The sequence below is a fragment of the Nocardia blacklockiae genome, assembly GCF_015477355.1.
In the GTDB taxonomy this organism is placed as follows: domain Bacteria; phylum Actinomycetota; class Actinomycetes; order Mycobacteriales; family Mycobacteriaceae; genus Nocardia; species Nocardia blacklockiae.
Genome location: NZ_JADLRJ010000008.1, coordinates 240,663 through 262,691 on the forward strand (window position 1 = coordinate 240,663; position 22,029 = coordinate 262,691).

Annotated in this window: 19 protein-coding genes; 13 read left to right on the forward strand and 6 right to left on the reverse strand. The window is 69.9% G+C overall.

Translation table 11 applies throughout. The features are described 5' to 3' along the window. Positions 1 to 21: 21 nt before the first annotated feature. From mtrB to IU476_RS24410, 10 genes are all read left to right on the forward strand, one after another. Positions 22 to 1,878, forward strand: a complete 1,857-nt coding sequence (mtrB, locus tag IU476_RS24365) for an MtrAB system histidine kinase MtrB (RefSeq protein ID WP_195103764.1) — start codon at positions 22 to 24, stop codon at positions 1,876 to 1,878. Further along, entirely contained in the window at positions 1,875 to 3,689 is a 1,815-nt protein-coding gene (gene lpqB, locus IU476_RS24370; RefSeq protein WP_228824210.1) for an MtrAB system accessory lipoprotein LpqB, read from the forward strand. The genes mtrB and lpqB overlap by 4 nt, the downstream gene beginning before the upstream one ends. 52 nt (positions 3,690 to 3,741) lie before the next feature. Then, entirely contained in the window at positions 3,742 to 4,386 is a 645-nt protein-coding gene (locus tag IU476_RS24375) for a ComF family protein (protein ID WP_195103766.1), read from the forward strand. A gap of 334 nt (positions 4,387 to 4,720) precedes the next feature. Then, positions 4,721 to 5,329 (forward strand): ribosome hibernation-promoting factor, HPF/YfiA family, encoded by a 609-nt coding sequence (gene hpf / locus IU476_RS24380; protein WP_324194274.1) that lies wholly within the window; start codon positions 4,721 to 4,723, stop codon positions 5,327 to 5,329. A 253-nt stretch (positions 5,330 to 5,582) separates the two neighbouring features. Continuing rightward, positions 5,583 to 5,696 (forward strand): lasso RiPP family leader peptide-containing protein, encoded by a 114-nt coding sequence (locus tag IU476_RS24385; protein ID WP_195103776.1) that lies wholly within the window; start codon positions 5,583 to 5,585, stop codon positions 5,694 to 5,696. A 111-nt stretch (positions 5,697 to 5,807) separates the two neighbouring features. Then, positions 5,808 to 7,640, forward strand: a complete 1,833-nt coding sequence (locus IU476_RS24390) for an asparagine synthase-related protein (protein WP_195103778.1) — start codon at positions 5,808 to 5,810, stop codon at positions 7,638 to 7,640. Next, positions 7,637 to 7,900: a lasso peptide biosynthesis PqqD family chaperone gene (locus tag IU476_RS24395; RefSeq protein WP_195103779.1), complete on the forward strand. Its 264-nt coding sequence runs from the start codon at positions 7,637 to 7,639 to the stop codon at positions 7,898 to 7,900. The genes IU476_RS24390 and IU476_RS24395 overlap by 4 nt, the downstream gene beginning before the upstream one ends. A 13-nt stretch (positions 7,901 to 7,913) precedes the next feature. Further along, on the forward strand, positions 7,914 to 8,345 hold the full coding sequence (locus tag IU476_RS24400) for a lasso peptide biosynthesis B2 protein (RefSeq protein WP_195103781.1): 432 nt from the start codon (positions 7,914 to 7,916) through the stop codon (positions 8,343 to 8,345). A 90-nt stretch (positions 8,346 to 8,435) separates the two neighbouring features. Then, on the forward strand, positions 8,436 to 9,725 hold the full coding sequence (locus IU476_RS24405; protein ID WP_195103783.1) for an acetyl-CoA C-acyltransferase: 1,290 nt from the start codon (positions 8,436 to 8,438) through the stop codon (positions 9,723 to 9,725). A gap of 114 nt (positions 9,726 to 9,839) precedes the next feature. After that, positions 9,840 to 10,880: a fused (3R)-hydroxyacyl-ACP dehydratase subunits HadA/HadB gene (locus IU476_RS24410; protein ID WP_195103990.1), complete on the forward strand. Its 1,041-nt coding sequence runs from the start codon at positions 9,840 to 9,842 to the stop codon at positions 10,878 to 10,880. Between the two features lie 7 nt (positions 10,881 to 10,887). Here the strand turns inward: IU476_RS24410 and bluB are convergent, their stop codons facing one another. From bluB to IU476_RS24440, 6 genes are all read right to left on the reverse strand, one after another. Next, entirely contained in the window at positions 10,888 to 11,517 is a 630-nt protein-coding gene (gene bluB, locus IU476_RS24415) for a 5,6-dimethylbenzimidazole synthase (protein WP_228824272.1), read from the reverse strand. Positions 11,518 to 11,647: 130 nt separating this feature from the next. Then, on the reverse strand, positions 11,648 to 12,901 hold the full coding sequence (locus IU476_RS24420) for a fatty acid desaturase family protein (RefSeq protein ID WP_195103785.1): 1,254 nt from the start codon (positions 12,899 to 12,901) through the stop codon (positions 11,648 to 11,650). Between the two features lie 97 nt (positions 12,902 to 12,998). Beyond that, positions 12,999 to 14,399 (reverse strand): fatty acid desaturase family protein, encoded by a 1,401-nt coding sequence (locus tag IU476_RS24425; RefSeq protein WP_195103787.1) that lies wholly within the window; start codon positions 14,397 to 14,399, stop codon positions 12,999 to 13,001. Positions 14,400 to 14,538: 139 nt separating this feature from the next. After that, positions 14,539 to 15,702, reverse strand: a complete 1,164-nt coding sequence (locus IU476_RS24430; RefSeq protein WP_438944059.1) for a ferredoxin reductase — start codon at positions 15,700 to 15,702, stop codon at positions 14,539 to 14,541. Positions 15,703 to 15,786: 84 nt separating this feature from the next. Beyond that, positions 15,787 to 16,371 (reverse strand): DUF6912 family protein, encoded by a 585-nt coding sequence (locus tag IU476_RS24435; protein WP_438944060.1) that lies wholly within the window; start codon positions 16,369 to 16,371, stop codon positions 15,787 to 15,789. Then, entirely contained in the window at positions 16,355 to 17,779 is a 1,425-nt protein-coding gene (locus tag IU476_RS24440; RefSeq protein WP_195103788.1) for a WS/DGAT/MGAT family O-acyltransferase, read from the reverse strand. The genes IU476_RS24435 and IU476_RS24440 overlap by 17 nt, the downstream gene beginning before the upstream one ends. 411 nt (positions 17,780 to 18,190) lie before the next feature. Here IU476_RS24440 and IU476_RS24445 point away from each other — a divergent pair, with 411 nt between their 5' ends. From IU476_RS24445 to IU476_RS24455, 3 genes are all read left to right on the forward strand, one after another. Then, positions 18,191 to 18,496: an Rv3235 family protein gene (locus IU476_RS24445; protein WP_195103789.1), complete on the forward strand. Its 306-nt coding sequence runs from the start codon at positions 18,191 to 18,193 to the stop codon at positions 18,494 to 18,496. 132 nt (positions 18,497 to 18,628) lie between these two features. Next, positions 18,629 to 21,466, forward strand: coding sequence for a preprotein translocase subunit SecA (gene secA, locus IU476_RS24450; RefSeq protein ID WP_195103790.1), 2,838 nt, complete (start codon positions 18,629 to 18,631; stop codon positions 21,464 to 21,466). Positions 21,467 to 21,568: 102 nt separating this feature from the next. Then, on the forward strand, positions 21,569 to 22,027 hold the full coding sequence (locus IU476_RS24455; RefSeq protein ID WP_195103791.1) for a hypothetical protein: 459 nt from the start codon (positions 21,569 to 21,571) through the stop codon (positions 22,025 to 22,027). Positions 22,028 to 22,029: the final 2 nt, after the last annotated feature.

Genomic DNA, 22,029 nt, shown 5'->3' on the forward strand with positions numbered 1-22,029 from the left:
CTCCGGCACGGGGTTCGCGCCGTGATCGATGCCTCCAGAGACCGCGTGCAGCGGTTGCTGGCGGCCGTGGTGGCCTGGTCCAAATCCGTCGGAGAAGCACTGGGTCACGTGTGGCGGCGTTCGCTGCAGTTGCGTGTCGTGGTGTCCACGCTCACCCTGTCGCTGATCGTCATCACGATCCTCGGCGTCGTGCTGACCAGTCAGATCACCGACCGCCTGCTGCAGGCCAAGCAGAACGCCGGCATCGAGGAGATGGGCCGGGCGCGCAACACCGTCGAGACCCAGCTGACCGGCGCGAACGATTCCAGCAGCCAGGCGATCCGGCTGCAGGACGCGCTGCGGGCGCTGTCGACGGGCACCAGCTCGCAGTCGGTCGGCGCCGCCGGCAGCTACGAGGCGGCGCTGGTGATGGTCGGCGACGGCCAGCAGGAGATCCCCGCGGGGCCCATCCAGGACGTGCCCGCCGAACTGCGCCGGTTCGTGCAGCAGAACCAGGTGAGCTACCAGTTCACGACGGTGTCGGATCCGGAGCGCTATCGCGGCCCGGCGCTGATCATCGGCAGTCCCAGCCTCGAGGTGCCGACCCTCGAGATCTACCTGATCTTCCCGCTCACCAACGAGCACCGCAGCCGCGACCTGATGACCGGCACCATGCTGATCGGCGGCCTCGTCCTGCTGGTGCTGCTGGCCGCGATCACCGCGCTGGTGACCCGGCAGGTGGTGCTGCCGATCCGTTCCGCGGCGCGCATCGCCAGCCGCTTCGCCGACGGCCGGCTCAAGGAGCGGATGCTGGTCCGGGGCGAGGACGACATGGCCCGCTTGGCCATGTCGTTCAACGAGATGGCCGAGAGCCTGTCCAACCAGATCACCCAGCTCGAGGAGTTCGGCAACCTGCAACGCCGCTTCACCTCCGACGTCAGCCACGAACTGCGCACCCCGCTGACCACCGTGCGGATGGCCGCCGACCTGATCCACGGCTCCAGCGACGAACTGGATCCCGCGCTGGCCCGCAGCGCCGAACTGCTGGTCACCGAGCTGGATCGGTTCGAGGGCCTGCTCAACGACCTGCTGGAGATCAGCCGCCACGACGCGGGCGTCGCCGAGTTGCAGGTCGAGTCGCTGGACGTGCGGATGTGCGCGCGGGCCGCCATCTCCACCGTGCGGCATCTGGCCAAGGAGTCCGGTTGCGAACTGGTGGTGGATCTTCCGGAGGACCCGCTGGTGGCCGAGGTCGACCCGCGCCGCGTGGAGCGCGTGCTGCGCAACCTGCTCGCCAACGCCATCGACCACAGCGAGGGCAAGCCGGTGCTGATCCGGATGCGCGGCGACCTGGACGCCAACGCGGTCGGCATCGTGGTGCGCGACCAGGGTGTGGGCCTGCGGCCGGGCGAGGAGAAGCTGGTGTTCAACCGGTTCTGGCGCTCGGATCCGTCGCGGATGCGGCGCTCCGGCGGCACCGGTCTGGGCCTGTCGATCAGTGTCGAGGACGCCAATCTGCACGACGGCCGACTGGAGGCCTGGGGCGAACCCGGGCAGGGCGCCAGCTTCCGGCTGACGCTGCCCCTGGTCCGCGGCCGCAAGCTGGGCGCCAGCCCGCTGACGCTGGAACCGCCGAAGCGCAAGGTGCTCACCCCGGAAGCCGCTGCGCCGCAGGATGATCCGGGAGCCGACACCGTGCCCGCCGACGTCTTCGCCGACGATTCCGCCGAAACCCGTACGCCCGCACCGGACGAACCTGACGCGGCGGCGGGCAGCGCCTCGAACGACACCGAATCCACTGCGACAGAAGGAGACTCGCCGACTTCCGGTCGGAAGTCCACCGGCAACGGGGCCGGGGCGGCGGATGTGCTCAGCGACTCCGGAGATCCGAAGATATGAGCCTGTGGACTGCAATGCAGCGGTGGCGCGCCGCGCTCGGCCTCGCGCTGGCCGGCCTGCTCGCCCTGACCGGATGCGCCAACCTGCCCGACAACTCGGCTCCGCAGGCGCTGGGCACCATCGACCGCGGCACCACGACCCCCGGGCCGCCGCCGCCGAGTGCCGGCCGCGACCCGGACCTGCTGCTGCGAGATTTCCTGCAGGCCACCGCGGATCCGTCCAACCGGCATCAGACCGCGCGCCAGTACCTGACCCCCGCGGCGGCGGCGAGCTGGGACGACACCGCCCGCACGGTCATCGTCGAGAAGCCCGACACGCTGCGCGAATCCCGGTCCGGCGACACCGCGACCTACCAGATCCGCGCGCACAAGATCGGCGAACTGGAAGCCGACGGGTCCTACCGGGTCGCCGACAACACGCTCGAGGACCACATCGAGATGACCAAGGTCGGCAACGAATGGCGGATCGATGAGCTGCCGCCGGGCGTGGTGATGGACTCCACCGCGTTCGCCAAGACCTACCGGCGCTATCCGGTGAACTTCTCGAATGTGGCCGGGACCGCGATGGTTCCGGACCTGCGCTGGGTCGCGGTGCAGAAGGACCAGCTCACCCAGCGGATGCTGACGCTGCTCGCCGAGGGGCCGCAGCCGGCGCTCGCCCCGGCGGTCCGCAACATTCTGTCCGGCCCGGTCGCGGTGCGCGGCAGCATCACCAAACCCAACGGGGACACCGACGGCGTCGGCGTCGGATTGGGCGGTGTGCAAATAGATTTCGCCGCTGGTTCGACCCTCGACCAGCGCAGCAAGGAACTGCTCGCGGCGCAGGTCGTGCTGACGCTGGCCGACGCCGGCATTCTCGGGCCGTACTTCCTGCTGGGCGACGGCAAACCGCTCGACGAACGCTACGCGACCACGGGCTGGACCGTGCCCGACGTCAGCTCGATGAGCCCGACGGCCAACGCGCACAACCGGATCGGCCTGCACGCGGTCCGCGACGGCGCGCTGATGAAGGTGACCGACAGCGGAATCGCCCCGGTGCCGGGCTATTTCGGCGCGGCGCGCAATCTGCAGTCGGTGGGGCTCACCCCGGACGGCCAGCTGGTGGCGGCGGTCGCCGACAGCGGCCGGCCCGCGCCGGAACCCGCGCGCACCCTCGTGATCGGCAGCAACGACGGCACCGCCCTGGCCGTCGCCGAGGGCAATACCTTCACCCGGCCGTCGTGGACCGCCGACGGCGGTTCGGCCTGGTCCGTGGTCGACGGCGACCGCGTGGTGCGGGCCGTGCACGACCGCACCACCGGCAACGTGTCGGTGCAGGACGTCGACACCTCGGCCCTGTTCTCGTCGTCGGCGACGACGGCCGAGCCCATGCTGCGCACGCCGATCACCGAACTGCGGATGTCGCGCACCGGCGCTCGCGCCGCGATCGTGGCCGGGGGCCGGGCGTACGTGGTGGTCGTGGTGCCGCAACCGGACGGGAAGTACGCGCTGGCCTCGCCGCTGCCCATCGCCCTGAGCCTGAGCACGGCCGTGGTGTCGCTGGACTGGCTCAGTGGTGACACGCTCATGCTGGCCCGCGAGGGCAATGTCGACCCGGTGAAGACCGTGCTGATCGACGGCTCCCAATCCGACGCGGTCACCAGCCAGAACCTCACCCCGCCGGTGCGGACGCTGAGCGCGTCGATCGACACGCAGTACATCGCCGACTCCCGCGCGGTCATGCAGCTGCAGTCCGCCGAGCCGGGCGGGGAACGCTTCTGGCGCGAGGTCCCGGGCCTGGGCTCGAACGCCACCCCGGTGCTGCCGGGCTGAGCGGTCCTTCCCACTGCGGGGACTTGTCGGTGGCGAACGGCACACTGTGCCGATGCGAACGCTGCTGGATCTGATCCTGCCGCACGCGTGCGGAGGCTGCGGGGCGCTCGGCACCGGCTGGTGTGCCGCGTGCGCGGAAAGCCTTGCGGGCCCGCCGGTGCGGGTGCGCCCGCGCGCCGACCCGGGAGTGCCGTGCTGGGCGCTGGGCCCCTACGCGGGGTCGCGGCGGCGCGCGGTGCTGGCGGCGAAGGAACGCGGCCGCCGCGATCTGGCCGCACCGCTCGGCCTGGCCCTGGCGAGGGGCCTGGATGGGCTGCGGTCGCGCGATCGGCCGCTGGCGCTGGTCCCGGCGCCGAGCAGGCGGGTGGCCGCCCGGCGCCGCGGCGGCGACCCGGTGGCCCGGGCCGTGCGGGTCGCCAGCGGTTGGCTACCGGATTGCCGGTACGCCCCCGTGCTGGCCGCGGCCGCCGGCGTGCGCGACTCGGTCGGCCTGGGCCCGACCGACCGTCAGCGCAATCTCCGCGGCCGCGTCCGGCCCACCCGCGATTCGCTGCTCGCTGTCCTGCGCGACCCGAATATCGAGGTAGTACTGGTCGACGACGTCCTCACCACGGGCGCCACGGCCGGTGAGTCGGTGCGGGCACTGGCGCGATCGGGCGTGTCGACGCGTGGCGTGTTGGTGACATGTGCCGCTTGAAGCTTTGAAATTTGCGTGAACACTGGCGGTCGGATCGCTGTCGTAATAGCGTTGCTGACAGAGCGATCTGACACCCGAACCAGAGAGTTTGGAGGTGGCACCTCGGACGACTTCGTGCCGAGTTTCCCGGCATAGTGCTCGACTCGGCGCGGTTGAATCCCGCCGCACATGCATCAGGTTGTGTGGCCAAATCCGGGAGGTACGCGTGACGACTTCACGACCTTCAGTGAAAGCAGCAGATCCCTCGACCCGTGACGGCTCCGCGTTCGAATACGAACGCAACGGTGTCGAGCAACCTGCAGCGGACCGGCCCAGGACGCCTCGTGCGGACGTCGTGGTGAAGGGCCGCAACGTCGAGGTTCCCGATCATTTCCGCATCCACGTCGCGGAGAAGCTCTCCCGACTCGAGCGGTTCGACCCGTCGATCTACCTGTTCGACGTCGAGCTGTTCCACGAACGAAATCGCCGCCAGCGCAAGAGTTGTCAGCGCGTCGAGATCACCGTCCGCGGCAAGGGGCCGGTCGCCCGGTCCGAGGCCTGCGCGGAAAGCTTCTATGCCGCACTGGAATCCGCGGTGGAGAAGCTTGAGAGCCGGTTGCGCCGCAGCAAGGACCGGCGGCGCGTGCACTACGGGGAGAAGACCCCGCTGTCCGTGGCCGAGGCCACGGCCACACTGGTCGAGGAGGCACACCCGGCCGGTACCAACGGATCCGAGATCCACGACCACCGGCCCGACGAGGCGGAGTCCGGTGAGTACGCCGGCCCGGGCCACATCGTCCGGACGAAGGTGCATCCGGCCAACCCCATGTCGGTCGACGACGCGCTCTACCAGATGGAGCTCGTCGGCCACGACTTCTTCCTCTTCCACGACCGCGAGACCGACCGACCGTCGGTGGTCTACCGTCGCCACGCCTTCGACTACGGCCTGATCAGGCTCGCGTAGCAGGCGTCACCGTCCCCGCCCGGGGCCGTGCGGCCACCCGCCGCGCGGCCCCGGTTCGCATGTCCGGGCCGGACATTATTCACCTTGATTTCCGGTGGGCGTGCACTATTATGGGTTTCAGCGGTCTGTGACCGAGGGGAGGGGAATTCTATTATTGCGTCGTCGGGCGCGCAGACCGAGTCCGCCGATGGGTCGAGTCCTATTCGCGCGGCTATTCTCGAATTCATACGCATTGCTGGGGAGGAGCATACTCATGCTCGCATACGAACGACCGGCGCTGGTCCGGATCGGCAACTTCGCGGAAATCACCGAGGGCTTCTCGAGCTTCCTGCCCGAGTTCCCCTTCGGCGACCAGAACTGGCCCTGATCGGGGCCGCTACCAGGCGATCCGTGGCTCAGGCCCCGGGAGCCGGGCCGAGGCGCGGATCGCGTCGGCGGGGTTTCTACACGTAGTTGATGCGCACTCGAGGGGGGAGCGTTGGATATTCCATCGACCGCGCCGAAATGGTTCGTAGCCGTCGCGGACAACGACGAATCGGAATTCATCGCGCGCCGCGTCCGTGCGCATTACGGAGCCGTGCGGGAAATCGCCCATCCGAGCGGACGCCCGTGGATTCTGGGCGCCTGGGCAGATTCCGAAATCGTCGTGACTCGCACCGCCGACAGCGCGGGTGCCGCACTCGGTGAACACACGCTGTCGCCGCATCGGCTCGCCGGACTCTTCGGCAACGGGGCGCAGTCCGCGGAACCGGTTCCCGGCAGCTTCCATCTGATCGACTCGCGGTCGGGCCGCGTGCGGGTGCGCGGCACCGCCTCGGGATTGCGCCGGGTCTTCCACACGATGGTCGACGGCGTCCGGATCGCGAGCGACCGCGCCGATGTGCTTGCCGTCCTGGCGCATTCCGCCGTCGACGAGCACCGGCTCGCCATGCTGCTGCTCTACGTCGTGCCGTGGCCCTTGTCCTTCCGCTCGGTCTGGTCCGGGATAGACGTGGTGTCGCCCGGATACGAGGTCGAGTTCGACGAGCGCGGTCGCGTCGAGCAGCGCCGGTGGTGGCACCCACCCGCCGCCGAGCTCTCGCTGGCGGAGGGCGCGGAGTTGTTCCGTGCCCGGCTGCGCGCAGCCGTCGGCCTGCGAGTGGCGGGCAAGCACACGGTGGCAGCGGATTTGGGCGGTGTCGACTCGACAGCGCTGTGCTGCCTCGCGGCCGAGCGCGACGCCCGGGTCGTGGCCATCACCGCGGCGGGCGCCGACGCCCTGGACGACGACGTCCACTGGGCGCGGCAGACCGTCGCCGCGCTCGGCACCGTGACCCACGACGTCGTGGCCGCGGACGCCCTGCCGCTGACCTACGCCGGAATCGCCGCCACCGCCGACCGATTCGACGAGCCGTGCCTCGTCCAGGTCAACAAGGCCAGGCTCGAGGCGGTCTGCCACCGCAGCGTCGAGCAGGGCGCGCAGGTCAGGCTCGTCGGGTTCGGGGGCGACGAGATCCTGCGCGTCGGCTGGGGGTGGCTGCACTCGGTCGCGCGGAGGCATCCGGTGGCCGCGCTGCGCACGGCCCGCCGCTGGGCCGCGAAGCACAGGTACCCGCTGTGGCGAATGAGCCTGCGCATGGCCGCCGACCGGCCCTACAGCGACCACCTGACCGAGATCGCCCACGGCATCACCACCACGCCGTCCTGGGCGCCCGAACCGGCCGTCGACTGGGGGCTGGGCCTGGTGGCCCCGCCGTGGCTGACCGCCGATGCCACGGCAGCCGTGCGCGCCGCCGTGCTCGACAGCGCCCGCGACGCCTCCCCGGTGTCGCCGGATCGCGGTCTGCACCAGACCCTCGAGCAGCTGTACGGCGTCGCCCGCGGCGCCCGGCTGTGCGGCCAGTTCGCCGACCGCATCGGGGTGCCCATCGCGGCCCCCTACCTCGACGACGCGGTGGTGGCGGCGGCCCTGTCGGTGAATCCCGTGGACCGGGTCGACACCGAGCGCTACAAGCCGCTGCTGGCCGAGGCGATGGCCGGCATCGTGCCGGAGGCCACCCGCCACCGCGGCACCAAGGCCAACACCAGCGCCGGCGTGGCGCGCGGTCTGCGGCGGCACCGCGGCGAGATCGGCGCGCTGCTGGCGAACTCGCGGCTGGCCGACCTCGCCATCATCGACGCGCGCACCGTGCGGGAGTGCTGCCGGGAACCACTGCTGCTCGAAAAACACCGCGCCGCACTCGATCTGACCATCGCCGTCGAGGCCTGGCTGCAGGCCGAGGACCGATGGACGCGCAGCCACCGAACCGACCGCGAAGGCGTTACCTCATGAATACCTTGTTCCGGGACGGCGTGTCCCTGGCCGAGACCGACGACGGCATCACGCTGCTCGACGAGAAGAGCGGAATCTACTGGGGCCTCAACGGTTCGGCCGCCGTGGCGCTGCGGGAGCTGGCCGCGACCGGCAGCCTCGCCGCGGCAGCCGCCGCCGTCGCCGCGAAGTACGACGTCGGCACGCCCGACGCGGAGCGCGACATTCGCGCCCTGCTCGACGAATTACGTTCCGCCGCACTACTCGCCGACCCGGCGTGAGTTCGGAGCCCTCGTGACGACGCACCATCCGCTGTACCACGCCCCGGGCCGCGTGCCCGTGCGCGAACGAATCCTCATCCACGCGCTGGTCGCCCTCGCCCGCGTCCTGACGAAGGTGCCGCCGGCGCGCCTGCGCGCGGTGCTGGAACTACTGCGCCACCACGCCGCGCCCGCGACATTCCACGACACCCTCGTCGCGCGCGAGCACGTCGTCGCGGTCAGCTACGCCTGTGTCGGGCCGCGGTCCTGCCTGCTGCGCTCGATCACCGTCGCCCTGCTCTGCCGCACCCGGGGACAGTGGCCGACCTGGCGCGTCGGCGTCCGCAGGATGCCGCCGATCGCCGCGCACTCCTGGGTGGAGGCGGAGGGCCGCCCGGTCGGCGAGTCCTTCACCGGCGACTACTACGCCGCCCTGATGACCGTGCCGCCGGTCGCGCGGGCCTGACGCCCGCACTTGTGTGTGACATGGTGTATCGCCTTATTCCTTACCGTGCAGTAAGTTGGTAGTCCAGCATTCGTCGTGGAAGGACTGGCCGTGACCACCAAGGCTCGCCGTGCAGTGATCGTCTCCGGGGCCCGCACGCCGTTCGTGCGCGCGTTCACCGACTACACCCGGATGGACTCCATCGACCTGGCCGACGCCGCGGTCGCGGGCCTGCTGGAGCGGACCGGGCTGCCGAAGGACCTCGTGCAGGCGATCGTCTGGGGCGGGGTGATCCTGCCCGGCGCGGCGCCCAATATCGCGCGCGAGATCGCGCTGGACCTGAAGCTCGACCCGGGCTGCGAGGGCCACACCGTGACCCGGGCGTGCGCGTCCGGACTGCAGGCGGTCACGTCGGCGGCGGCCGCCATCGAGCGCGGCGAGTACGACATCATGATCGCCGGCGGCAGCGACTCCACCAGCAATGCCGAGGTCAAGCTGCCGCAGAAGATGGTGCACGCGGCGGCCCCGCTGGCCCTGGGCAAGCCGAAGGCGAAGGACTATCTCTCCGCGGTGGCGCAGCTGGCCCCGTTCACCGACCTGCTGCCGAAGCGGCCGAAGATCGAGGAGCGCACCACCGGCGAGGTGATGGGCGAGTCGGCGGAGAAGATGGCCGGCATCCACGGCGTCACCCGGGCCGCGCAGGACGAGTTCGCCGCCCGCTCCCATCACCGCGCCGCGGCCGCCATCGAGTCCGGCCGGTTCGACCGCGAGGTGCTGGAAGTCGTTACCCCCGAAGGGAAGTCGGTGACCCGCGACGGCCTGGTGCGGGCGGACACCAGCGTCGAGAAGCTGTCGAGGCTGGCGCCGGTGTTCGCGAAGGACGGCACCGTCACCGCCGGCAACGCCAGCCCGCTCACCGACGGGGCCGCCGCGGTGCTGCTGATGAGCGAGGAGAAGGCCCGCGAGCTCGGCCTGCAACCGCTGGCGGCGATCCGTTCCTGGAGCTACGTCAGTGTCGACCCGCGCGATCAGGTGCTGATCGGCCCGGCCATCTCCATGCCGCGCGCGCTCGACAAGGCCGGAATGTCGCTCGGCGACGTCGATTTCGTCGATATCCACGAGGCCTTCGCCGCCCAGACGCTGTCGGTGCTGGCCGCACTGGCCAGCGACGACTGGGCCAAGACCCGCCTCGATCGCGACACCGCGGTCGGCGAGATCGACCCGGCCGTCCTGAACGTGCACGGCGGATCGGTGTCGCTGGGCCACCCGTTCGGCGCGACCGGTGCGCGCATGGTCACCACCATGGCCAACGAATTGGCGTTGTCCGGCAAGAGCGCTGCCCTGCTGGGCATCTGCGCGGCCGGCGGCATCGGCGCGTCGGCCGTGCTGGAACGCGTCTGACCTGGTACAGCACAACGGGTTCCGGTTCGATCCTGGCCTGCGTCACAGCCCGGCCCGGCCGCGTCGTCCGCTAGTCTCCGGTGGGCAGCGTTCCTAGGTGAAGGGCTGGTGACTGTGACTGTTGAGGTCGATGCACCCGATGTGGCATCGCGGGTCGGGCACTACTACCGGGTGGAGAACCCGTACGAGGTCGGACGGGAGAAGGTCCGGGAGTACGCCAGAGCGGTGCAGGACGCGCATCCGGCGCATGCGACGGAGGACGCGGCGCTCGAGCGCGGATACCCCGGCCTGGTGGCGCCGCTGACATTCGTGTCCATCCCGGCCATGGCGGCCAACCGCAAGCTGTTCGAGGACGTCGTGGTCGGCTACGACATGTTCGTGCAGACCGAGCAGGTCTTCGAGCAGCACCGGCCGATCGTGGCGGGGGACCGGCTGCACACCGACGTGGAACTGTCGGCCGTGCGCCGCGTCGCGGGCAAGGACCTGATCACCGTGACCAACACCTTCACCGACGAGACCGGTGAGGTGGTGCACGTGATGCACACGACGGTCGTCGGCGTCACCGGGGAGGACGTCGACCCCGCCATCACCGGCGCGGTCGACGACCTGATGGTGCACGACGTGAAGCTGCTCGGCCGCACTCGCGCGGCGGACTCCGCGGCCGACGGACCGGTGCCGGTGCGGCCCGAGGGTGAGATGCGGCTCTCCACAAGGGGTTCCGAGCGGGCGCCGCACACGGTGGCGTCGTTCGACGACCTCGCCGTCGGCGATGAACTGCCCGTGCGCGACGCGCGCCTGTCCCGCGGCGATCTGGTCAACTACGCCGGCGTCTCCGGCGACTCGAACCCGATCCACTGGGACGACCACGTCGCCCGCCTCGCCGGGCTGCCGGACATCATCGCGCACGGCATGCTCACCATGGGCCTCGGCGCGGGCGTCGTGTCCGCCTGGTCCGGCGATCCCGGCGCGCTGACCCGCTACCGGGTCCGGCTCTCCAACTACGCGGTGGTGCCGCGCGCGGGCGGGCGGATCGAGTACTCCGGCCGGGTGAAGTCGCTCGACCCGGACACGCGCACCGCCGTGGTGGCCATCGTCGCGAAGTCGGACGGCCGCAAGATCTTCGGCCTCGCCACCGCCGAGGTCCGCTTCCGCTGACCCGCGGTCAGCTCCGGAACCGCTCCCAGTGGACGGCGTGCTCGAGGGGACGGCGGGCACGCCAGCCGAAGCGCTCCAGATCCGGCGTCTGCTGGAACTCGCGCACGGGACCGACACAGAGCCAGGCGATCGGGCGGATGCCCGGCGGCAGTTCGATCAGCTTGGTGAGGAACAGGGTGTCGTAGAAACTCACCCAGCCCACGCCGACCTGCTCGGCGGTGGCCGCCAGCCACAGGTTCTGGATCGCGAGAATCGTGGAGTAGAGCCCGGTTTCGGGCACGGTGGCGCGGCCGAGCACCTGCGGGCCGCCGCGGCGGTCGTCGTGGGTGACGACGATGCCCGTGCCGCTCTCGGTGATGCCCTCGATCTTGATCGGATCGAAGGTGCGGGCCCGCTCGGGCGGCAGCGCGGCGCGGAATTCGACGCGCTTCTCGGCGACGTGCGCGGCGAAGCGCGCCAGCCGCTTTCGATCCCGCACGACGACGAAGTCCCACGGCTGCGAATTGCCGACGCTGGGCGCGCGGTGCGCGGCATCGAGAATCCGCAGCAGCGTCTCGTCGTCGACCAGTTCCCCGGTGAATTCCGCGCGCACATCGCGTCGCTGCCGAATGACGTCGTAGATACCGGGTTGAGCCAACACGGGCCTCAGTCAATCAGGCGATGGTCGACCCCGACCCGCCGCACCCCCTACCCGAAGCGACCCCCTACCCGAACGCACCCCGCATCGGTGAGGGAAAACCGATGCGGGGTGCGTGGATACGGGAAGCTCAGCCGACGGCCACCGCGTCGCGGCGGGCGGCCAGGCGACGCCGGCCCTGCCGCAGCGCCGTGCGCAGGCCGCGCCGGCGGCCGGTGGCCGGGTCGATCGTGGCGGCGCCGCCGAAGGCCCGCTCCGACCTGGTCTCCGGGGCGTCGTCGGTGGTGCGGCGCAGGTACTTGTTGGGCAGCGACAGCTTGATGATGGTGCGCCACGACTTGGCGTACTGCACCGGCAGCGAGCCGGTGGTGTAGGGCAGGTCGTACTTGTCGCACAGTTCGCGCACCCGCACCGCGATCGCGGCGAGCCGGTTGCTCGGCAGGTCCGGGAACAGGTGGTGCTCGATCTGGTGCGAGAGGTTGCCGGTCATGAAGTGCAGCAGCGGGCCGCCGGAGATGTTGGCGCTGCCCAGCATCTGCCGCAGGTACCACTCGCCCTGGGTCTCGCCGTCGATGTCGGCCTTGGTGAACTTCTCGGCGCCGTCGGGGAAGTGGCCGCAGAAGATGACCGCGTTGGTCCACACGTTGCGCACGATGTTGGCGGTGAGGTTGGCCGTCAGCGTGGAGAAGAACGCGGGGCCGGTGAGCAGCGGGAAGATCAGGTAGTCCTTGGCGACCTGCTTGCCGACCTTCTTCAGCACCAGGCGGCGGTCCGCCTCGAACTGCTTGCGCTCCGGGCTGTCGGCGGGCCACTTCTTCTTGGCGACCTTGCCCAGCTCCAGGTGCTGGATCGCGACGCCGTACTCGAAGAACATCTGCAGCAGCAGGTTGTACACCGGCTGGCCGAGGTAGAACGGCGCCCAGCGCTGGTCGCGGGTGACGCGCAGCAGGCCGTAGCCGATGTCGTCGTCCATGCCCAGCACGTTGGTGTACTTGTGGTGCAGGAAGTTGTGCGTGATCTTCCAGTGTTCGGAGGGGCCGACGTTGTCCCACTCCCACGACGACGAGTGGATCTCCGGATCGTTCATCCAGTCCCACTGGCCGTGCATGACGTTGTGGCCGATCTCCATGTTCTCGATGATCTTGGCCGCGCTCAGCAGCGCCGTGCCGGCCAGCCAGGCCGGGGGCAGGAAGCTGGCGAACAGCACCGCGCGGCCGGAGATCTCAAGGCCGCGCTGGAGCCGGATCACGTTGCGGATGTATTTGGCGTCACGCTCGCCGCGGGACGCCTCGATCTCGCGTCGGATCGCGTCCAGCTCGGCGCCGATGGCCTCCACATCCTCGGGGGTGAGGTGGGCGTATTCCTTGACATCCGAGATTGCCATGCTGGTTACACTACCGTAGGTTACGGCTCCGTAGGTTGCCGACGGATTGATTCACAACTGTGGCGTACGCCGCATTGTGATCGTGACCAACATATGGTCAAATCGCCCGCTGACGTCGGCGCACCCGGCGAATCGCGCGCTCGCGCAACGCCCGCCGGCGCAGCAGCAGCTTCTCCTGCCGGGCCTTGTCCTGCAGCGCCGATTTGGCCTCGCGCAGCGCTTCCTTCTCCTGCCGCGCCTTCTCCCGCAGCGCCACCTTCGCCTCGGCCAGCGCCGAGCGCAGCCCGCGTCGCTCACCGGTCACCGGGTCCACGGGCCAATGGTTCTCGGCCCACTGCTCGGTGCTCGGCAGCGCCGGCAGGGTCAGCCCGGCGAACTTGCGTTCCGAGGAGGTCTCGGGGGCGTCGTCGGCGGTGCGCCGCAGGAATCGGTCCGGCAGTGCCAGCTTGTGGATCGTACGGAACGCGAGCAGATATTGCTTGCCGAGCGAACCGGTGGTGTACGGAAGATCGTATTTGTCGCACAGCTCCCGGACCCGGCGCGCGACCTCCGGATAGCGATTGCTCGGCAGATCGGGGAACAGGTGGTGCTCGATCTGGTAGCAGAGGTTACCGCTCATGAACGCCATGACCGGGCCCGCGGAGAAGTTCGCGCTGCCGAGCATTTGCCGCAGATACCACTCGCCGCGGGTCTCGCCCTCGAGCTGTTCGATCGTGAATTTCTCTGCGCCGTCCGGGAAATGGCCGCAGAAGATCACCGCGTAGGCCCACAGGTTCCGGACCAGATTGGCGGTGGCATTGGCCTTCAGCGTCGACTTCCAGCCCGGCCCGGTGAGCGCCGGGTAGATCACGAAGTCCTTGGCCACCTGCCGGGCGATCTTGCGGCCGAACGCCCGGTTCGGCTCGGACATCAGCTCCCAGCGCGGGGTGTCGGCCAGCTCCTTCTCGATGCTCCAGTCGTGCAGCGCGATTCCCCACTCGAAGGTCGCCGCCAGCACCAGGTTGGCCGCCGGCTGCGCCAGATGCAGCGGCTTCCATTCCTCGTCGCGGGTCATCCGCAGGATGCCGAAGCCGAGGTCCTCGTCCTTGCCGAGCACGTTGGTATAGGTGTGGTGGGAGTAGTTGTGCGCCCGCCGCCACTGCGCGGAGGGGCCGGTCATATCCCACTCCCAGGTGGTGGAGTGGATCTCCGGGTCGTTCATCCAATCCCACTGCCCGTGGCTGATGTTGTGCCCGAGCTCCATGTTCTCGATGATCTTGGCGACCGAGAGCATGGCGGTACCGGCCACCCAGGCCCAGCGGTTGCGCCCGGCGAACAGCGTCGCGCGGGCGGCCGTCTCCAATATCCGCTGGGCGCGGATGGTGCCCCGGATGTATCTCGCATCGCGTTCGCCGAGTGATTGCTCCACATCACGGCGAATCGTGTCGAGTTCCTCTCCCAGGGTCTCGATATCGGCTGCCGTGAGATGGGCGAACGCCTTGATATCGGTGATGGCCACCGCGTCTCCCTGCTCCTGTTGCTCGATGCCGCGGCTTCGGCGCGGCGTGTCCGCTGCCCTCGGGCGGCGAACCGGCTCGACTTCCCCGAGGGTATCGGGTTTCGACGAACCCGGTGTTCACCGCTCGTGGGGCGACCGGCTACACATCCAGTGTGCAGTCACCCGCCGCGGCGGAGATACAAGTCTGGATCTTCTCTCCCGCCTGGTGTTCCGCGCCGTTGCGCAGATCGCGCACGTGGCCGTCGGTGAGAGACACCACACACGTCTGGCAGATGCCCATGCGGCAGCCGAACGGCATCTGCACGCCGGCGTCCTCACCGGCCTGCATCAGCGTGGTGGCGCCGTCGACGGTCGCGGTGCGACCGCTGCGCGCGAAGGTGACGGTGCCGCCCTGCCCGACCGCGGAGCGTTCCACCTCGAACCGCTCGATGTGCAGCTGCTCGCTCAAACCGGCTGCGGCCCAATGCTTCTCGATATCGTCGAGCATGGCCAGCGGGCCGCACGCCCAGGTCTCGCGCTCGCGCCAGTCGGGGAACAGCTCGTCCAGGCTGTCCAGCGTGAACTTGCCCTGCTCGCCGGTCAGGTGCCGGTGCGAGGTGAAGCTCGGGTGCCGGTCGTGCAGCTCGCTCAGCTCCGCGCCGAACAGCACGTCCTCGGCGGTGCGGGCGGAGTGCACGTGCACCACGTCGGGCCAGTTGCCGCGCCGGTCGAGCGTGCGCAGCATGGCCATCACGGGGGTGATGCCGCTGCCCGCTGTCAGGAACAGCACCTTCGCCGGCGGCGGCTCGGGCAGCACGAAGCCGCCCTGCGGCGCTGCCAGCCGCACGATCGTGCCCTCCGGCACGCCGTTGACCAGGTGGCTGGACAGGAAACCCTCCGGCATCGCCTTGACCGCGATCGAGATCAGCCGCTTGGACCGGCTCTGCGGGTCCGTCCAGTCCGGTGGACAGGTCAGCGAGTAGGAGCGCCAGTGCCACCGGCCGCCGACCAGCACGCCGATGCCGATGTACTGGCCGGGGGTGAACTTGAAATCGAAGCCCCAGCCCGGCTTGATGACCAGCGTGACCGCGTCGGTGGTCTCCTTGCGCACCGAGACGATGCGGCCGCGCAGCTCACGCGCAGACCACAGCGGGTTGATCAGATGCAGATAGTCGTCGGGCAGCAGCGGGGTGGTGACGCGGGCGGCCGCGCCGCGCAAAGCGTTGAGCCGGGTGCGGCCGGACATCTTCGCCTCGGCGACCGGGGCCTCCAGCCACTCCCGAACGCCTTGTACCGATTTCAGGACCATCGTGCGGATGCTCATTTCCCTGTGTTGAACGACGCTCGCGCGCCGACCGCGCGCTCTCCCGGTGCAAGGTTACGGCATCGTAGGTTACGGCGGCGAGACCTACATGAGTTCGAGCAGAAACGGCAGTTCCTGGGTGGCGTACCAGGCCAGTTGATGATCTTCGGCGTCGCCCAGCACGAATTCGGCGTCCTCGTCGCCCAGGTCGGCGGCGTCGACGACGTCCACGGCCTTGGCCACCGCGGGCTCGGCCTCGGCGAGGTCCACGTGCACCGAGGCGATCCGGGCATAGGGGATCGGCGCGGACAGCCGCACCACGGCGTCGTCGAGGTCGGGGCGCAGGGTCGCGCCGGTGACGTCGGCGGCGATCACCGCGCGCCGGTAGACCGGGCCGGCATAGGGGTGGTCGGGGTCGTCGCCGGCGGGCTCGGTCGCGGCCTCGCGTTCGTCGGCGAGCAGCCGCAGCGCCGCGCGCGCCGCCTCGCCCATCGCGACCTCGGCCAGTTCCTCGTCGTCGCCGGAGGCGTAGGCCTCGCGCAGGGTCGGGGTCACCGCGAACGCCGTGTCGTTGATCGCGCGCAGCTCCCGGTCGGCCACCAGCTGCCGCAGCATCGGGACGGTCGCCGGGACGTAGACGCGTAGCTTCTTCTCGCCCGAGGGCGTGCCGGACTCACTGGACGCAGGCACCGAGCATCTCCTCCATGGATTCGTGCACCGCCGCGGACAGTACTCCGATATCGGCCATCGCATCGCGATCCGCGTTCAGGCCGTAGCACACCTGCCCGTCGTAGGACGTGATCCCGATGCTCGAGGCCTGATTGCGCAGCAGCGGCGACACCGGGTACATCTCCAGCATCCGCGCGCCGCCGATGTACATCGGCCGCTGCGGACCCGGCGCGTTGGTGATCACCAGATTGAACGTGTGCTCTGCGAACGTACTCGCCGCCCGCACGCTCATGGCGTGCAGGCTCGCCGGGGCGAAACCGGCCATGTGCACCAGCGTGCGGGCGCGCACGCCGCGCCGGTGCCGGGCGTGCGCCTCGGTCGCGTGCGAGATGTGCGAGAGCCGCATCACCGGATTCGGCTCGCCCACCGGCAGATCGATCACGAACGTCGACACCTCGCTGGCCGGTTTCAGCCGGTCGCCGTGCGGGCCCTCGACGTAGACCGACATCGGGACCACGGCCCGCAGCACCGCCGACGCGGTCAGCACCTCGTCGCGCGACTGCAGGAAGATCCGCAGCGCGCCGGTCACCACGGCCAGGATCACGTCGTTGATCGAGCAGTCGAAGCGGCGGCGGATCTTGCGGTAGTCCTCCAGGTCGGTGCGCACCACGTCGACGCGCCGATTGCGGGAGGTGCGGGTGTTGAACGGGCTGTCGCGGCAGCCGGTGGCGGCCCCGCGCGCCAGCGACAGCAGCCGGTCGACCGCCCGCCCGCCCGCACCGACCAGCGCGAACGCGTTCGCCCCCGCATGCCGCAGCGCCTCGAACGCCTCGCGCGGCTGCCCGGCGAGTTCCACCAGTGCCAGCGCCAGCAGCTCGACCTCGCCGGGCTCGCGGACGGCGATCCACGCGTCGTCGGCGACCTCGCGCGGCGACGGGCTCGAATCGAGGATGACGTGCCCGATCTCCAGTGCCGTGACGCCGTCCACCAGCGCCGAGTGCGTCTTGGTGAAGACCGCGCGGCGCCCGCCGGCGAGCCCTTCGATCAGGTACATCTCCCACAGCGGCCGGGTGTTGTCCAGGGGCCGCGACGCGAGCCGGGCCACCAGGTCGTGCAGTTGGTCGTCGGTGCCCGGGGCCGGCAGCGCCGAGCGGCGCACGTGATAGGTGATGTCGAAGGCGCTGTCGTCCACCCACACCGGCAGGCCCAGCCCGAAGGGGACCTCGCGGACCTTGCGCCGGTAGCGCGGCACCAGCGGCAGCCGGTTCTCCACCAGTTCGACCAGCCGGTCGTAGTCCAGCGGCGGATGCTCGGAATTGTCGCCGGGCACAGGATCGCCGACGATCGCGAGGGAGCCGATGTGCATCGGGTGGCTGCTCGATTCCAGCCGGTAGAACGACGCGTCCTGCGGCGTCAGTCTCGTGATCACGCTGGCCGGTGCTCCTTCCGATACCCGCTCCATTCTGGTGTCACCCGACCCGTCCGAGCCGGGCGTGTGGGACATTTCGCGATACCGGGGAAAACCTTCACGCGCGGCGGCCTCCGTGGCATGCTGGTGCGATTCGTGCCAGGGGGAGCCGACTACGAGGGGGAATTCGTGGGCAGCCGACGTCGATCACTGTCACTCGCGCCGTGTTTCGAGCCGCCGCTGGACGGCGCCGGGAGTTCCGGCGGTCCGGTGCGGCACGGTGGACCGGCGAGCCGAGCCACGCTGCCCTGCCATCACCGTGCGTCCGGCCCCGCGTCCGCGGCCGGCGCCCCGAGCCGGGCGCACCGCCGTTCGCCGCACGGCGGACGTCCTACATCGTACGCTTCCCCGGACGAAACCGATTCGGGGGCAATGCGATTCGCTGAACGATCGCTGCGCCGGGTGCTGGAGGCGGTGGACGGGCGGCGCCCGGTCGCGCAGCTGACACCGATCGCCGAGCCGACGGTGGTCGCGGCGGTCGCGACGCTGGCCCGCACCGGGGCGGCCGAGCGGCGGCTGGGCCCGGCGCTGCTGGTGTCGGTGCGGGCCAGTGTCGTGGCGCCCGGCACGGCCGAGGTCTTCGGCGGTTACGATCGCGGCAACCGGCGCTTCGCCGTCGCGGCGCGCATCGTCGCGCGCCGCGGTGAGTGGCGGTTGGCCGCGCTGCGGCTCAGGTGAGGGCGGCACCTACCATGGAGGCCGCATTACCATGGGCGTTGCCGCGGCATCCGCGGAACCGGACCCCGCCCGCGGGGAACCGGGGATGGAGCGCCGCAAACCACGACACCGACCAGAGGACTGACGAGACCCGTGCCTGCGCTGACACTGACGAGGTTGCTACGGATTGGTGAGGGCCGTGTCGTCAAGCGGCTCGCGCGGCTGGCCGACGAGGTGCTCGCCCTGGACGACGAGTACGCCGACCTCACCGACGGCGAGCTGCGGGCCAAGACCGACGAGTTCCGGGAGCGCTACGCCGACGGCGAGTCCCTGGACGAGATGCTGCTGGAGGCGTTCGCGGTCGCGCGCGAGGCGTCCTGGCGGGTGCTCAACCAGAAGCACTACAAGGTCCAGGTGATGGGCGGCGCGGCGCTGCACATCGGCAACATCGCCGAGATGAAGACCGGTGAGGGCAAGACCCTGACCTCGGTCCTGCCCGCCTACCTCAACGCCCTGAGCGGCGACGGCGTGCACATCGTCACCACCAACGACTATCTGGCCAAGCGCGACTCGGAGTGGATGGGCCGCGTGCACCGCTTCCTCGGTCTCGAGGTCGGGTCGATCCTGTCCGGCATGACCCCGGCCGAGCGCCGCGCCGCGTACAACGCCGACATCACCTACGGCACCAACAACGAGTTCGGCTTCGACTACCTGCGCGACAACATGACCCACTCGCTGGACGATCTGGTCCAGCGCGGGCACAACTTCGCCGTGGTCGACGAGGTCGACTCGATCCTGATCGACGAGGCCCGCACCCCGCTGATCATCTCCGGTCCCGCCGACGCCTCCTCGAAGTGGTACGCCGAGTTCGCGCGCATCGCGCCGCTGCTGAAGAAGGACGTGCACTACGAGGTCGACATCAAGAAGCGCACCATCGGCGTGCACGAACAGGGCGTCGAGTTCGTCGAGGATCAACTCGGCATCGACAACCTGTACGAGGCCGCCAATTCGCCGCTGGTCAGCTATCTGAACAACGCCATCAAGGCCAAGGAGCTGTACGTCCGCGACAAGGACTACATCGTCCGCAACGGCGAAGTGATCATCGTCGACGAATTCACCGGCCGCATCCTGGTGGGCCGCCGCTACAACGAGGGCATGCACCAGGCCATCGAGGCCAAGGAGAAGGTGGAGATCCAGCCGGAGAACCAGACGCTGGCCACCATCACGCTGCAGAACTACTTCCGCCTCTACGACAAGCTGTCCGGTATGACCGGTACCGCCGAAACCGAAGCGGCCGAACTGCATTCGATCTACAACCTCGGCGTGGTGCCGATCCCGACCAACCGGCCGATGGTCCGCGTGGACCAGTCGGACCTGATCTACAAGACCGAGGAGTCGAAGTTCGCCGCGGTCGCCGACGACATCGTCGAGCGGCACCAGCGGGATCAGCCGGTGCTGATCGGCACCACCTCGGTCGAGCGTTCGGAGTACCTGTCGAAGCTGCTGACCAAGCGCGGCATCCCGCACAACGTGCTCAACGCCAAGTTCCACGAGCAGGAAGCGCAGATCATCGCCGAGGCCGGTCGTCCCGGCGCGGTCACCGTGGCGACCAACATGGCCGGTCGCGGTACCGACATCGTGCTGGGCGGCAACCCCGACATCATCGCCGACACGCTGCTGCGCCGGCAGGGGCTGGACCCGGTCGAGACGCCGGAGGAGTACGAGCGGCACTGGCTGCCCACCCTCGAGCGGGTCAAGCAGCAGGTCGAGGAGGACGCCGAGCGGGTGCGCGAGGCCGGCGGCCTGTACGTGCTGGGCACCGAGCGGCACGAGTCGCGGCGCATCGACAACCAGCTGCGCGGCCGCGCCGGCCGTCAGGGCGACCCGGGCGAGTCCCGCTTCTATCTGTCGCTGGGCGACGAGCTGATGCGCCGCTTCAACGGCGCCGCGCTGGAGTCGATCATGACCCGGCTCAACCTGCCCGACGACGTGCCGATCGAGGCGAAGATGGTCTCGCGGGCCATCAAGAGCGCGCAGACCCAGGTCGAGCAGCAGAACTTCGAGATCCGCAAGAACGTCCTGAAGTACGACGAGGTGATGAACCAGCAGCGCACGGTCATCTACGCCGAGCGCCAGCGCATCCTGTCCGGTGAGGACATGGAGGGCCAGGTCGAGAACATGATCACCGACGTGATCACGGCCTACGTCAACGGTGCCACCGCCGATGGCTACGTCGAGGACTGGGATCTCGAGAAGCTGTGGACGGCGCTGAAGACGCTGTACCCGGTCGGCCTCGACTACCGGGACCTGACCGGCGAGAACGAGCACGGCGAGATCGGCGACCTGTCCCGCGAGGAACTGCTGGACGCCCTGCTCGACGACGCCCACCACGCCTACGAGCGTCGCGAGAAGGAGATCGACGACCTGGCCGGTCCGGGCAGCATGCGCAACCTGGAGCGGCAGGTGCTGCTGTCGGTGCTGGACCGCAAGTGGCGCGAGCACCTCTACGAGATGGACTACCTCAAGGAGGGCATCGGCCTGCGGGCCATGGCGCAGCGCGACCCGCTGGTCGAGTACCAGCGCGAGGGCTTCGACATGTTCGCCGCGATGCTCGAGGGCCTGAAGGAGGAGTCGGTCGGCTTCCTGTTCAACCTCCAGGTCGAGGTCCAGCAGCCCCAGCCGCAGCCCTCCGCCGTGGCCCCCGGTCTGCGCTCCCCGGTCGGCGCCGGCGCCCCCGCCGCCCCGGCCCCGATCGAAGAGCCGGTCAACGGCGCTCCGGCCGCTCTGCGCGCCAAGGGCATCGACCAGCGCGACGTCGGCGGCCTCACCTACTCCGGCCCGGACGAGGGCGGCCACGCCGCCCGCCACAGCGACCGCGAGGAATACGGCGACCACGACGCCGACGGCATGACCCGCCGCGAGCGCCGCGAGGCCGCCCGCGCCGACTCCCGCCACGGCGCCAAGCCCCCGAAGTCCAAGCGCCGCAGGTAATTCCAGCAACGAGAAGCGCCCACCCCGTCGCGGGGGTGGGCGCTTTTCGCGTCGGTCGGCGAGTGGCTTGCCAACAATCATGAAAAAGTTCAGAATTGTGGCATGGTCACCGAGGTGCAGTGGAGCGAGCTACAGCGCGATCCGAAGCAGGTCGCTCGTCTTGCCGAGGAGGGCACGGTTCGTGTGCGTCGGCGTGACGGTGCTCCGCTGCTCCTGATTCGGGAGGACAGCGCTCGGTCGCTGTCCGAGGGCTCCGTGGCGGCAGCGCGGGCTTTGCGCAATGTGCTGGTCCATCTTCCGCACGAGGCCGCGGCGCATTGGCTGTTGGACGAATTCCCTTGGGCCGATGTGCTTCCCGAGCCCTCTCGCATCGGATTCGTGCGCGATTTCGCCCGCGCGTTCCAGGCCTCCGCCGAGCTCGGCGAGTGGTCGGTACTGGCACAGACGATCCGGGAGTGGCGCAGCACGGCCGCGATCTACGCCGACCCCGCCCTCGCCGAGCAGCTCTCGGAGCCGATCGACGACGACTTCGGTCCCATCCTCGCACCGACGGACGATTGACG

Bases quoted from the DNA above. Each gene is read 5' to 3' on its own strand.
- IU476_RS24430 (WP_438944059.1), bottom strand. From the start codon at position 15,702: ATGAGCATCCGCACGATGGTCCTGAAATCGGTACAAGGCGTTCGGGAG.
- IU476_RS24455 (WP_195103791.1), top strand. From the start codon at position 21,569: ATGGTCACCGAGGTGCAGTGGAGCGAGCTACAGCGCGATCCGAAGCAG.
- IU476_RS24445 (WP_195103789.1), top strand. From the start codon at position 18,191: ATGCGATTCGCTGAACGATCGCTGCGCCGGGTGCTGGAGGCGGTGGAC.
- IU476_RS24385 (WP_195103776.1), top strand. From the start codon at position 5,583: ATGCTCGCATACGAACGACCGGCGCTGGTCCGGATCGGCAACTTCGCG.
- IU476_RS24395 (WP_195103779.1), top strand. From the start codon at position 7,637: ATGAATACCTTGTTCCGGGACGGCGTGTCCCTGGCCGAGACCGACGAC.
- lpqB (WP_228824210.1), top strand. From the start codon at position 1,875: ATGAGCCTGTGGACTGCAATGCAGCGGTGGCGCGCCGCGCTCGGCCTC.
- IU476_RS24375 (WP_195103766.1), top strand. From the start codon at position 3,742: ATGCGAACGCTGCTGGATCTGATCCTGCCGCACGCGTGCGGAGGCTGC.
- IU476_RS24420 (WP_195103785.1), bottom strand. From the start codon at position 12,901: ATGGCAATCTCGGATGTCAAGGAATACGCCCACCTCACCCCCGAGGAT.